12 protein-coding genes are annotated in these 13,268 nt (G+C 42.0%); 10 read left to right on the plus strand and 2 right to left on the minus strand.

Going from position 1 to position 13,268, the window contains the following annotated elements; translation table 11 throughout:
• Positions 1-26 precede the first annotated feature (26 nt).
• Both cydD and cydC read left to right on the plus strand, forming a co-directional pair.
• On the plus strand, positions 27-1,757 hold the full coding sequence (gene cydD / locus F0342_RS05505; RefSeq protein ID WP_149155008.1) for a thiol reductant ABC exporter subunit CydD: 1,731 nt from the start codon (positions 27-29) through the stop codon (positions 1,755-1,757).
• On the plus strand, positions 1,757-3,475 hold the full coding sequence (gene cydC, locus F0342_RS05510) for a thiol reductant ABC exporter subunit CydC (RefSeq protein WP_149155376.1): 1,719 nt from the start codon (positions 1,757-1,759) through the stop codon (positions 3,473-3,475). The genes cydD and cydC overlap by 1 nt, the downstream gene beginning before the upstream one ends.
• Positions 3,476-3,522: 47 nt before the next feature.
• On the opposite strand, the gene F0342_RS05515 is transcribed toward cydC, so the two are convergent.
• Positions 3,523-4,134 (minus strand): nitroreductase family protein, encoded by a 612-nt coding sequence (locus tag F0342_RS05515; protein WP_149155009.1) that lies wholly within the window; start codon positions 4,132-4,134, stop codon positions 3,523-3,525.
• A gap of 140 nt (positions 4,135-4,274) precedes the next feature.
• On the opposite strand from F0342_RS05515, the gene F0342_RS05520 reads away from it, so the two are divergent.
• Positions 4,275-4,583: a winged helix-turn-helix transcriptional regulator gene (locus F0342_RS05520; RefSeq protein WP_149155010.1), complete on the plus strand. Its 309-nt coding sequence runs from the start codon at positions 4,275-4,277 to the stop codon at positions 4,581-4,583.
• Positions 4,584-4,614: 31 nt separating this feature from the next.
• Here the strand turns inward: F0342_RS05520 and F0342_RS24715 are convergent, their stop codons facing one another.
• On the minus strand, positions 4,615-4,755 hold the full coding sequence (locus F0342_RS24715) for a hypothetical protein (protein WP_188048454.1): 141 nt from the start codon (positions 4,753-4,755) through the stop codon (positions 4,615-4,617).
• 147 nt (positions 4,756-4,902) lie between these two features.
• Between F0342_RS24715 and F0342_RS05525 the strand changes: the two genes are divergently transcribed.
• The 7 genes from F0342_RS05525 (at position 4,903) to F0342_RS05555 (ending at position 13,249) form a co-directional block, all read left to right on the plus strand.
• On the plus strand, positions 4,903-5,865 hold the full coding sequence (locus F0342_RS05525; RefSeq protein WP_188048415.1) for a LacI family DNA-binding transcriptional regulator: 963 nt from the start codon (positions 4,903-4,905) through the stop codon (positions 5,863-5,865).
• A 199-nt stretch (positions 5,866-6,064) separates the two neighbouring features.
• Positions 6,065-6,529: a large conductance mechanosensitive channel protein MscL gene (gene mscL, locus F0342_RS05530; RefSeq protein ID WP_149155012.1), complete on the plus strand. Its 465-nt coding sequence runs from the start codon at positions 6,065-6,067 to the stop codon at positions 6,527-6,529.
• 97 nt (positions 6,530-6,626) lie between these two features.
• Positions 6,627-7,559 (plus strand): ATP-grasp domain-containing protein, encoded by a 933-nt coding sequence (locus F0342_RS05535; RefSeq protein WP_149155013.1) that lies wholly within the window; start codon positions 6,627-6,629, stop codon positions 7,557-7,559.
• 227 nt (positions 7,560-7,786) lie between these two features.
• The gene (locus tag F0342_RS05540) at positions 7,787-8,968 is read left to right on the plus strand and encodes a sensor histidine kinase (protein ID WP_188048416.1); all 1,182 of its coding nucleotides are present in this window, start codon (positions 7,787-7,789) and stop codon (positions 8,966-8,968) included.
• Between the two features lie 367 nt (positions 8,969-9,335).
• Complete coding sequence (gene helD, locus F0342_RS05545; RefSeq protein WP_149155015.1) at positions 9,336-11,603, plus strand: RNA polymerase recycling motor HelD; 2,268 nt, start codon at positions 9,336-9,338, stop codon at positions 11,601-11,603.
• A gap of 130 nt (positions 11,604-11,733) precedes the next feature.
• Complete coding sequence (locus F0342_RS05550) at positions 11,734-12,564, plus strand: aldo/keto reductase (protein ID WP_149155016.1); 831 nt, start codon at positions 11,734-11,736, stop codon at positions 12,562-12,564.
• 277 nt (positions 12,565-12,841) lie between these two features.
• On the plus strand, positions 12,842-13,249 hold the full coding sequence (locus F0342_RS05555) for a DoxX family protein (RefSeq protein ID WP_149155017.1): 408 nt from the start codon (positions 12,842-12,844) through the stop codon (positions 13,247-13,249).
• Positions 13,250-13,268: the final 19 nt, after the last annotated feature.

Raw genomic sequence — 13,268 nt, forward strand, 5'->3', positions numbered from 1 at the left:
TTTAACTTTTGGAGTTGAGAGAAATTATGAAAGAACTGAATCGAATGGCTAAGCAGCAGAAATCATCCATGATGACACTTTACGGAACATCCCTATTAATGGGGGGAGTCGTAATTGGACAAGCTTACTTGCTGGTTAGCATTGTGGATAAAATGTTTATAGAGGGAGAGGAATTTCAAGACATTCTCCCAATGCTGGGTGCATTGCTGCTTATTTTAGTGGGGAGAGCAGCCCTCACGTATGTGAATGGACGAACCGGAATCAGGATGGCTTCGAAGGTAAAGAGCGACTTGAGAAAGCGGCTCTTGAATAAGTGGGCAAAAAATCCACTGCAAGCGTCCATCCAAGGGCAGTCTGGACAAAAAGTCAGTACGATGATGGATGCTGTCGATGGGCTGGATGGGTATTACAGTCAGTACGTACCCCAAAGAATTCAAACGACCATCGTTCCGTTAATATTATTAATCACCATTTTTACTGAGCATATTTATACGGGTCTGATCATGGTCATAACGGCACCGTTCATTCCTCTGTTTATGGCGATTATCGGTGTGATGACAAAAAACAAATCCGAGAAGCAAATGGATAAGCTGACGGCTTTTTCTGGACGATTTCTCGATACATTGCAAGGATTGACTACCTTGAAGCTCCTTGGAAGAGGCGGTCAACAGAAAGAAGGTATCCGTTCTGCCAGTCTTGACTTTCGTGAAGCCACCATGGAAGTGTTAAAAACCGCATTCTTATCTTCCTTGATGCTAGAGTTTATTTCCATGTTAAGTATTGGACTGATTGCTCTTGAAGTAGGACTCAGATTAGTCGTCTTTGAAAGCATTTCATTCTTCACCGCTTTCTTCGTTCTTGTGCTTGCCCCGGAATTCTATTTATCACTAAAAGAACTTGGGCAAGCCTTTCATACTGGTCGAGGAAGTATGGGGGCCGGAAAGAAAGTCATGGAGGAGCTTAAAGAAAAAGATCGACCTGTGCATTGGGGAGAGAAGGAACTCGGATCAATTGGGACTCCTGCCACAATTGAATTGCGTAATGTCGGGTTTTCCTACGGGGAAAAGGGATTTGTTCTTCAATCCATTTCGGCAGTCTTCCCTCCCGGCAGTCAAGTGGCGATCGTCGGTCACAGCGGAGCAGGGAAAACAACCCTTCTTCATCTTTTAGCAGGACTTCTTGATCCCTCTGAAGGAGACATCGTGATTGATGGACATTCGAGAAGTGAAATTAGAGAAAGCGATTGGTTTGATCAACTGAGTTATATTTCACAGAATCCGTATTTATTCTCAGGCACAATCTCAGAGAATATTGCGGTTGGAGGAAGAGAAGGAGTCACCCGGGAAGAGATTGAATACGCTGCAGAAAAAGCAGGAATCTCACACATGATTGCAGGTCTCGATAGAGGGTATGACACACTAATCGGTGAAGCGGGGAGAGGGCTGTCAGGAGGAGAAAAGCAGCGTATTGCCTTAGCCAGGGCTTTTCTCAAAAAACCTTCTCTTATTCTCTTTGACGAACCGACAACAGGATTGGATCTTAAAACCGAGGGAATCCTTCAAACCTCCATTCAGGAATTATCCAAGGATTCAACGGTAATTACAGTGGCTCACCGCCTGCATACAATTCGTGAAGCGGATCAAATTCTGTTCTTGGAAAATGGGGAATTAGCGGGCATAGGAAATCATGAGAAGTTAATAATGTCCTCTTCTCGCTATCAGGAGATGGTGACAGCACAGCAAGGGGTGAATTCATGATGAAAGAGTTAGGATTTGTCGTAAAGCTGATGATGAAGGAAAAGAAGGATATAGTGCATTCTATACTTTTTGGCTTCCTAGCTGGAATGACCTCTGTCGGATTATTTGCTTCCAGTGGTTATTTAATTTCTAAAGCAGCTTTGGAAGTACCACTTTACGCACTGACGGTGATGATTGCGCTCTTGAAGCTATTCGGTTTTACAAAGGCGCTAAGCCGGTACGCTGAACGTTATTTTTCCCATCGTGCTACATTCACGATTCTGGCTTATTTACGAGTCTCGATTTATGAAGCAATCGAACCGTTAGCGCCGGGGATTTTCGGTCGATACAGAAGTGGAGATCTTCTCTCAAGAATTGTCGGGGACGTAGAGAGCCTCCAGAATTTCTTTCTTAGGGTCTTTTATCCGCCGATCATTCTGGTGATGGTGTTCTTAAGTACGATTTTATTTACGATGTTTTATTCTGTATCTGTTGCATTGATTCTTCTCGTGGGCCTTCTGCTGACGGGATTCGTCGTCCCTGCCTATTTTGCTCTTAAACAGAGAAAGATTGAAATGACATTAAGAGAAAGAAGAGGGGACTTGTCTACTGAGGTAACGGAATTTCTTCATGGATTCAGAGACCTGAAAATCTATCAGAGACTGGAGGATAAAGAGAGAAGTCTTGTTCATGCATCAACAGGCTATGTGAGTGAACAGGAACGTGAGGGTATACATTCCCTCTTTAGTCATTCAACCAATATCCTGGTTTCGCTTCTTATTTCATGGTTCGTTTTAGCTGTAGGAGCATATTCGGTAGGATCAGGTCAACTGGATGGAATATACCTTGCTATGCTTGTCATGATCTCATTAACCGTATTCGAAAACGCCACCCCCATGGCAATCCTCCCTACACACTATGAAGATTCCCGCAGAGCGGCGTCCAGGCTCTCTTCTGTCATTCCCGAAGAGAGCATTGAGAGGGACGGACCTTCATTTGGCGGTAAACTTGGCGGGGAAGCTCCCTCCTTTCATTTGAAGAATGTAAGCTTTTCCTTTGAGGGAGAGGAAAGAAAGGCTTTGGATGGTGTGGATCTTAAGTTGCCTGCAGGTTCGAAAACAGCGATTGTAGGACCTTCGGGATCAGGGAAATCAACAATGCTTCAACTGTTATTGAATTTTTACTCAGTAGATCACGGATCTATTTTCGTAAACGATACTTCCATGAAAGATTTGGATAAAGAGTCGTTGTGGGAGCATGCCAATGTGGTTCTTCAAGAAAATCATTTCTTTTACGGCACTATAAAAGATAATCTTATGCTGGTGCGTGATGGACTGACAGACGGGGAAATGGAATCGGCATTAGAAAAAGTGAAGCTGCGCAACTTTTCGTTAGAGGACACTGTACTGGAAAAAGGAGAGAATCTTTCAGGAGGAGAAAAGCAGCGATTGGCGATTGCAAGGACATTGTTGAAGGGGTCACCCTTATGGATGCTGGATGAACCGACGTCTTCGGTTGATGCGTTGACGGAGAAAGAGATCTTTGACCATCTTTATACAGTGACCGGTGGAGACACGTTGATTCTGATCTGTCATCGTTTAACTGGTCTTGAAAATATGGATCAAATCGTTGTCATGGATCAGGGAGAGGTTGTAGAGGCAGGAAATTTTGATGAGCTCATGAGGAAAAAAGGCTACTTCTATGAAATGAAACAGATTGAAAAGAGCGTACTCTTTTAACAGACTGAAAAAGCCGCATCCCCTAAGGATGCGGCTTTTTCATAGGCTTATTCCGCCCAATCAATTAAGTTGCGGATATCTAAACGATCTGATTTTCGTGCTTCTTGAAGTGGTTTTCCGATTGTAATCAGCATAATCGGGATATAACGGTCCGACACATTGAATTCGGAAACGAGAGCTGACGGATTGAAACCGCCGATTGGGCAAGTATCCCAGCCTTTCGCTTTTGCAGCAAGCATGAATTGCATAGCAGCTAAGGAAGCGTTACTGAAAGCTGCGTCTCTTGGATATTCATCGCGGCTGTAAGCACCGTCAATTTGTTTCTTCAGTACCTCTTTGATTTCCACCGTCATTTCACCTTTTTCAATGGCAGGATCAAAGACAGGGTCGACATTCTTATTGGCTTCCAGGTCACCAAGTATAGCCACAACTGCAGAAGCATCATGTACCTGTTGTTGATTATAGGCAATTGGAAGTAAGCGTTGTTGAACTTCTTTATGATCGAATACCAGGAATTTCCACTGCTGAAGATTCCAGGCAGATGGTGCTTTTCCTGCTGTTTCGAGCAGGCTGACTAATTCCTCACGGGGGATCTCCACTAGAGGATCGTATACTTTCGTTGAGCGTCGTTCATCGACGACTTGAAAGAAATTTTCCATGATAAAGCCTCCTTGATGTTTGAAAAGTGTTATAATATTTGTATGTTACTTACTTTTTGTAAGTGCACAAGCAATATGAACAATATAACCGACGTTTTAGTATGCGTCAAGGAATAACGTTTTAGGATGTGAAAACTTGCATGGAAACAAAACTTTGCCCGAAATATGCCGCTGCCTTTGAACTATTAGGCAAGCGCTGGATAGGGATGATCATAAAGGTATTATTTGAAGGAACGTGCCGTTTTAAAGATATAAATGCAGAAATACCGAATATCAGTCAAAAGGTGTTAACCGACAGATTAAAGGAACTGGAGGAAAACGGTATCGTGTCCCGGGAAGTTCTCGACGAAAAGCCGGTCAAAGTCCTTTATAGCCTGACGAAAAAGGGAAGGGAACTGGAGCCAGTGATGGAGGCCGTCCAGTGGTGGGCAGTAAAATGGGTAAAATAAAAGCCTGCTTCATTGAAAGCAGGCACTTGCACTAGTTGAGTTTATGGTTGTATATGTGCTCAAATGGATCCTGTTGATCGTAGGGGGTATAGAAATGGATGGGCTTTAATGCGGCGTAGCTTCCTCCGATGATCATGATACACAGAACGGGTAAGAATAAAATACCGAGCATAGTATAGCCTCCTTATCATGTTTTAGGGTCGACCCCTTGCATGATTAACTCTAAAGTGTGAAACGCGTTTCAGAGCAAGCGTTTATTAAAAGTTTTACGCAAAATGGATAGGTGCGCCATTCAGAATATCTAATGAGGGGTATGGGTATGACAAATATTCGCAGTATAGCCAAGCTCGCGGGAGTATCTGTTTCAACGGTTTCAAGGGTATTAAATGAACACCCTTATGTGAAAGAAGAAAAACGTCAGAAGGTTCTCGAGGCCGTCGAGCAATTAAATTATACTAAAAACGCAAACGCTGTCCATTTATCAAAAGGAAAGACCTATAGCATAGGAGTTGTTTTGCCGTATTTGAACCTTCCTTACTTCGGAGAAATTCTTCAAGGTATTGCAGGAGAAGCGTTAAAGCATGGATATCATCTTCAACTTTTTCAAACGAATTATGACAAGGGAGCCGAACTTGATGCCTTTCATCGTCTGCAAATGAAGGAAGTGGACGGATTGATATTAACTTCACGATCAAATTCACTGGATGTTCTCACTCCTTTCACAGAAAATGCCAATGTGGTTTTCTGCGAAAATGTGTACGGTCACTCGTGTAAGAAAATATATATCGATCACTATCAAGGAGTTAGGAAAGGTCTCGAATATCTTTATACAAAAGGCCATTCCCGCATAGGTCTATGCCTGCACCGAATGTTTGGGACGAATAGTGAAGAGAGAATCCGGGGTTATTACGATAGCTCAGAAGCTGCTGGCAATCCTGTACGTGATGAGTGGATCTTCAATGACTGCTATCACCTGGAAGATGGAAGAGACGTCGTGAAGACCTGGGAACAGTTGAAAGAAAAGCCATCAGCCCTTATCGTGACGAGTGATCAGGTTTCAGCCGGTATGGTGACAGAGGCAGGGAAAAGAGGGGTCAGGATACCCGATGATTTGGCTATCTTAAGCTTTGATAATCATCCTATCGCCGATGCCCTTGACATTACATCCTTTGAAGTACCGATACGAAAAGTGGGAGAAGAATCGTTTAAACTATTTCTTGAAAATACGGACCCTCGCCCCGTGATACTGGAAACAAAATTATTTGAAAGAGGGACCGTGTAAGTTCCTTAAGAAATAGAGGAGGCGAAAAGGATGTTAGGAAATAAAGAAGAAAAAATGTTGATCATTCTAATGGGGGTAGTCGCTTTTATTGTGTTGCTTGCCATTGTAGGGAAATATCTTATGTAGCTTTTTTGACCTTGTCTTCATAACTCACTCGTTTCTGCCATATGTTAAGAGTAATGAAGCGGTAGGTGAATTCATCAAGTGGTCTGAATTTAAACAATTCATTTCGAGGGGGAATGTAATTGATTTAGCAATTGCAGTCATCATTGGTTCAGCGTTTGGCAAGATTGTGGAGTCACTCGTGCAAGACATGATGATGCCGGCAATCGGAATTCTATTTGGCGGCATTAACTTAGAAGGTCTGCACCTTCGAATTGGAGCAGAGGTGATTGAATTGGGAAAGTTCCTACAAGCCTTTGTAGACTTTCTTCTCGTGGCCATGAGTATTTTTCTGATGATAAAAGTGGTCAACCGCTTGAAAGGCGGAGAGCAGCAATACAAAGTGAAGCAAACGACGAACCTTGAAGTCTTACAGGAAATCAGGGATATCTTGAAGGACGATCATAGCCCTTCCCATAGCGATGAAGTCCCGAAAACAATTGATCAGCTCACCAAAAGTGGTATGAAAATTCAGATGAGAACCGACAGAAAGCCAAGATAAATTCATGATCATTGACCTAAATCCTACTTTTATAGTAGGATTACTTTGTGTTGTCGACCATTTTCAAAAAATCATATGAACAAAGGGGGGAATGATCGTGAAAAAAATTCATATTATTCATGAAAATAGTGATTGGACCAATCATTTAACGACTCGTCTTGACGAGCTTCAATTGCCTTATGAGGAATGGTTTCTTGATCAAGGGCTCATCGATTTATCATCAGAACCTCCAGAAGGCGTTTTCTATAATCGAATCAGTGCATCTTCTCATACCAGAAACCATCGTTTTGCACCCGAGTTAACGGAAAGCGTTCTTTCATGGTTGGAGAGATATGAAAGAAAGGTACTGAACGGGAGCCGTGCCCTCCGGTTAGAAGTAAGTAAAGTGAACCAGTATATGGCCTTGAACGCTGCCTGTATCAAGACACCGAAAACCATTGCAGCTGTTGGAAAAGAGCAGATCATAGAAGCCGCACAAAAGCTCAACAAGCCATCATTCATCACCAAGCATAATCGTGCAGGAAAAGGATTGGGTGTTCAGTTGTTTCATTCAGTGGACGCATTGAAAAACTATGTCTACAGTGATGCATTTGAAGAACCGCTGGATGGCACGACGCTAATCCAGGAATACATTGAAGCACCGGACGCTTCGATCACACGCTGTGAATTCATCGGCGGCACATTCATGTATGCTGTGAAGGTGGATACGTCAAAAGGATTTGAATTATGTCCCGCCGATGTCTGCCAGGTCGATGATTTATTCTGTCCAGTGGGGGAGCAGGAAGAAAAGCCTAAATTCCAAATCAGGGAAAACTTTTCCCATGGCATCCTTTCGTCTTACGAAGCATTTTTAAAAGAAAACCGGATTGATGTAGCCGGGATTGAATTTATTCAAGACAAAGAAGGCACCATCTACACGTATGATGTGAACACCAATACAAATTACAACAAGGATGCCGAGGCGAAGTACGGACAATTCGGGATGCTAGAGCTGGCAAAATATCTTGGAGAACAATTGAAAACGGTGTAAAGTGATGACTCTCCTGTGCATGTACAGGGGGGTTTTCTTATGTAAATGCACGATTACATATATAATTGTAACGATTTTTGTATTAGTATGGTAGAATTTCTATAAAGTAGACAATATCTGTGAAAGGTCAAAGGGTAAGTATGATTATCTTTAATCAGGATGTTATTAATAATTTCTTTTATATCATTTTGAGTATTTTTTTAATTTTTTTCCTTATCGAAAGAAAGATGATACATGGTTGGTACACAACGTTAGCAACCCTTGTTTCTTTGAGTATTGCCATTATCCTGTGCATGCTTTCCCCGATCTATCATAATCCATACTGTGTACATGATTTAAGGATGATTCCTTTCGTACTCGGAATTATGTATGGAGGACCATACACAGGGCTCGCACTCTTAGTTGTTTTATTGGTATCCAGAACTATGATATATAGTTGGAGTTTAGTAGCATTTGTTATTTATGTGGTAATCTACCTTTTGACGGTTATCGGGATGAAGTGGTTCGTTTTTGACCGTTTAACAAGCCGTAAGAAGATTATATTCTCGGTGATTCTCTTTACCATTCATTCAATAGTAGCGGCCCTTATTGCTAATGCCATGACAGTGTTTGTAATCGATGAAAGCTATCTCATTAATTTCATCTTACTCCCCTCAGTGGGAATGCTCATCTTGACATACATATGTGAAACACTGCTTAAACAGATTCAAATCAAACAAGCACTCGTGAAAATAGAAAAAATGGAAGTGCTCGCTCAACTGGCAGCCAGCATTTCACACGAAGTGAAGAATCCGTTAACGGTTATTAAAGGATTTCTAAGATTGCTCCATCAAGAAAATCTTCCAGTCGGAAAAAAAGAGCAATACTTAGCCATCGCATCATCAGAACTGAACCGGGCAGAAGATATCATCAATGACTATCTCACATTTGCCAAGCCGGACCCTGATCATATAGAGGACATCTCAATTTCTGAACAACTCAATAAGCTTGTTGATATGGTAGAGCCCCTGAGCAACCAGCAATCGGTGGACGTGCATAAAAGCATCATGGACGCCACCATTGTCGGCAATACGCGGAGCTTTCAGCAAGCATTTCTCAACATCATCAAAAATGCGATCGAATCCATGCCAAAAGGAGGTACCCTTACGATGCTTTCGAAGGTTCAAAAGGGCAACGTCAGCATCACCATCACTGATACTGGAGTCGGGATGACCTCTGAACAACACGCCAGACTGGGAGAACCTTATTTTTCTACGAAGGAAAAAGGGACTGGTCTTGGGCTTATGGTTTCCTATCGCATCATTGAAGCGATGAGAGGCGTCATTACAGTTGAAAGTAAAGTTGGCAAGGGGACAAGTTTTCAGATTGTGTTTCCTGTGGATCATATGAAAGACCCTTCATCTTTATAGGTGGAGGTTTTTTTATTTTACTGATACCCCAACGCATCCAGGTCAATGATTATTAATTGTGTATTGAACTTTCTTAAATTATCTGATAATATATATTCCTGCTCCCAAACGCCTACATAATTTTTACAGATTTCGATATGTCTTTCTATTGTCTAGCTCCGGCGGCTAGGCCCTCGAGGTCATAAGCTAAGTCTGGCAAGAAGACAAAATGCGCCTTCTCGCCAAACTCAACTTATGCTTATCGGGCCTGCTCGAGCCGCCTCCGCTTTTCGTTATGAACGTTTCCCCACCGAGAGTCGTTACCTTAGTGGTATTGTTGAGACGTTTTTTCTCCATTGCGGCTACTAACATTTGGAAGGAGAAATGTATGACGAAGGAATCAACTATTCATCCCGAATTTTCAACTGAATCAGAACGCCTGGAGTTTACGAAGCGTTACATTGATGTAGTCATCAGCACATCCCAGACGAGTAAGGAAAAGTATAAAGAAAACATGGAAAAAGCTTTTGGAGATATTGATTGGGGCGAGTCAAGTGCTGCTTACATCGATATCTTGACGAACTCAAGCTTTTTTGAGATGTCCAAAGAAGAACTGGAGTCCCTAACGAAAGCGAAAACGAAACCGTATTTTGCCAGGATTGATTTTCAACATGAGGGATCGGACAAGGTGGAGAAGCACTATATTGGGAAGACCTCCCTGTATCAGAGGGAGAATCAAGAACAAATCATCGTGGACTGGAGGTCGCCCATCGCAAACCTGTATTACGAAGGACGGATCGGTGATGTTTCGTATGAAGCGGAAGACGAAACATATGAAGGAGATCTTTCATTAAAACGTCAGTACATGATTGAGGATGGTTTGTTAGAAGAAATCAGGGATATAGATTTAACGACCACTGATGAACTGCTTCAGGATTCATTAGCCAAAAGCTCCAGCAATCGTTTAACTGAGATCATTTCCACCATTCAAGAAGAACAGAACCGGATCATCCGAGCCGATTTAAACAAGCCCATCATTGTTCAAGGAGCGGCAGGAAGCGGAAAGACAACCATCGCCCTTCATCGGATTTCATATTTTATTTACAACTATAAGCAGCATTTTGACCCGAAACAACTGATGATCCTTGCACCAAGTAATTTGTTTATCGACTACATTTCAGAAGCCCTGCCGGAACTTGGGGTTGAACGGGTAAGACAAACGACGTTCACGGATTATGTCATGACCTGCTTAGAGAAAAAGCTGAAATTAGTAGAAGATAACAAACTCATTCAGTTAATTGAAACCAAGGGTGAAGACATAGAGACTGCATCCTGGATATCTGGGTTTAAAGGCTCCAAAGCATTTAGGAGAATTCTTGATTATTATATAGAAGAAATTGAACAGCGTTTTTATACATCAAAGGACTTCTATGTTGATAAATACAAGCTCTACACGGCAAAAAAGTTCACTCACCTTTTTAAAGATGAATATACGTATATGCCAATCTATCGCCGGATGGATAAGCTCAAAGCTCTCTTACAGAGTTATGTTCGGACGAACAAGAAGCAGATGGTGGAGAAGGTAGAGAGGTTTTTCGATGAACGGATCGAAACAGCGCTTTTTCAAAGGACACAAGCAGCAAATCGGAAGGACTATGTGTCAAAAGCATTGGACAAGAAAAATGAGCGGGTCGAAGAAATTAAGAAGGCGATCCGAACAAGCGTAACGGCCTACATGAAGCAGTTTGAAAAGAAAAACCTGGATCAATACTTCATAGAATTGTTCTCAGATCCGAAACGGATGGCTTCTTACTCGAAAGGTGAGCTAAGCATGCAACAAGCAGAACAGCTTAGTCAATATACGTTGAAATACGCGAAGAAGAAACAGTATGAGGTAGAAGACTTAGCCATTCTTCTTTACTTGCAAACTCACTTGTTTGGAATCGATAAATTTTATAAAGCGAAAAATATCGTGATTGATGAAGCACAGGATTATAGTTATATGCAGCTTTATTCGTTGAAGAGGGCACTTGAAACCGACATGTTTACATTGGTGGGGGATCTTGCCCAGGGAATTCACTCCTACCGTGGACTTCAGTCATGGGAACCGGTGTATAGAGATGTTTTTCCGAGGGCCACCTATACCGAGTTGCAAAAAAGCTACCGAACCACAATTGAAATCATGGAGGAAGCAAATAAACTGCTGAATCTCTTACCCTATGAATTTCCTAAAGTGAATCCAGTGGTGAGACACGGAGATTCTCCCAGCTTCGATGAGTTTGTGGAATTAGAAGAGTTGGCTGCCGTAATCGAGGAGAAGGTGAATTCTGGACGAGAAGAAGGATTCCAAACCTTCGCCGTGATCGGTAAAAGCATGAAGGATTGTGTGAAAATCAGCGGAATCCTTCAAGATCGGCAGCCCGGGAAAGTGAAGTTATTAGAAGAACAGGAATCGATCCCAAAAGATCAAATCGTCGTTGTCCCATCTTATCTGTCAAAAGGACTTGAATTCGATGTCGTCATCATCGCAGCGGTGGATGAAACATTCAAAGCGGAAAACGAACTCGACATTAAGCTCCAATACGTGTCCATGACACGCCCCCTGCATAAGCTCGCGTTTATCGGGAAGAGTAGAGGTCAATTTATCGGCCAGTAGAAGCTCCAAATAGGTCCGTCCCTCATGGAGAGGGACGGACCTTAATTTAGTATATAAACAAATTTTTCAATCATAACATTAGCAAAAAGCTGAGTGAATTTGTAAAATAGTAAATCAGGAGGGATGCAATATGTTAAAAAACTTACAGAGCACGAAGACATTACATAATGGAATCGAAATTCCTTATGTCGGTTTAGGAGTTTACCAAATGAAAGATCCGTCTGAAACGGTGCAGGCTGTTCGAACAGCGATTAAGTCAGGGTACCGTTCCATCGATACAGCGGCGATCTACGAAAACGAAGAAAGTGTAGGTCAAGGTGTGAAAGACGGTGGAGTAGCGAGAGAGGAACTGTTCATTACATCGAAAGTATGGAATAGTGATCAAGGCTACGATACGACATTGAAAGCATTCGAAACCAGCCTGAAAAAGCTTGATATGGACTACCTGGATCTTTATTTAATTCACTGGCCGGTAGAAGGAAAATACATTGATACATGGAAGGCACTCGAAAGACTGCATAGCGAAGGGTTAGTGAAGTCAATCGGTGTAAGTAACTTCCATCAGCATCACCTTGAAGATTTGATGAAGAACAGCAACGAAAAGCCTGTATTAAATCAAATCGAATTACACCCTCGTCTGAATCAGGAAAAAATAAGAGAATTCTGTGCATCACAAAATATTGCAGTGGAAGCATGGTCACCAATCGCTCAAGGGCGTGTACTGGATGAACCAACACTGAATCACATTGCTGAAAAGCATGAAAAATCCGCTGCCCAAGTGATTCTGCGCTGGCACCTTCAGAATGGTGTCATCATCATTCCTAAATCTGTTCATGAAAGCCGAATAAAAGAAAACGCAGATCTATTCAACTTCGAATTATCACTGGAAGAAATGAACCAAATCAACGGATTAAATCTCGACGAACGCTTCGGGCCAGATCCGGACGACTTCGATTTCTAATCGATAGACATATGTTAGAGGTCCGTCCCTCCAGAAGAGGGACGGACCTCTTATTTTCTCCCTCATGTCCCAGTATTAAAAAAGTTGTAAAATAGTTATTGACAGGGAAGTGAGGAGTATTATACAATTATCTCGAAATCAAAATAATTACATTCGAGATAAAAAGCACTCTTTTTTTTACACATATATCTCAAATTCAAGATAAATGATTTGAGAATAATTGAATTTGAATGTTTGAAGCTACATCTCGATGGGAAAACATAAAGGAGGAAGTAAAATGACAGCACTAGCTGCTTTAGGTTTATTGGTTATTCGTTTAGTAGTAGGGTTAACATTCGCTGCTCACGGAGCACAGAAATTGTTTGGCTGGTTTGGTGGACACGGACTACAAGGAACAGGTGGTTTCTTTGAGTCCATTGGAATCAAGCCGGGAAAAACGATGGCATTACTTGCAGGACTTTCTGAAGTTGCAGGGGGATTGCTTTTCGCGGCAGGTTTTTTGACGCCATTAGCAGCGTTACTTATCATTGGAACGATGATTGTAGCGATCGTGAAAGTTCACGGACCAAATGGTTATTGGGTTACACAAAATGGTACAGAATATAATGTGATGCTCATTGTTGTTGCTCTTGGAGTAGCACTGGTAGGGGCAGGATCATTTTCTATCGACGCACTTTTATTTTAGATAAGTTCATTTTTCAATA

The sequence above is a fragment of the Bacillus sp. CH30_1T genome, assembly GCF_008364765.1.
GTDB lineage: Bacteria > Bacillota > Bacilli > Bacillales > Bacillaceae_B > Rossellomorea.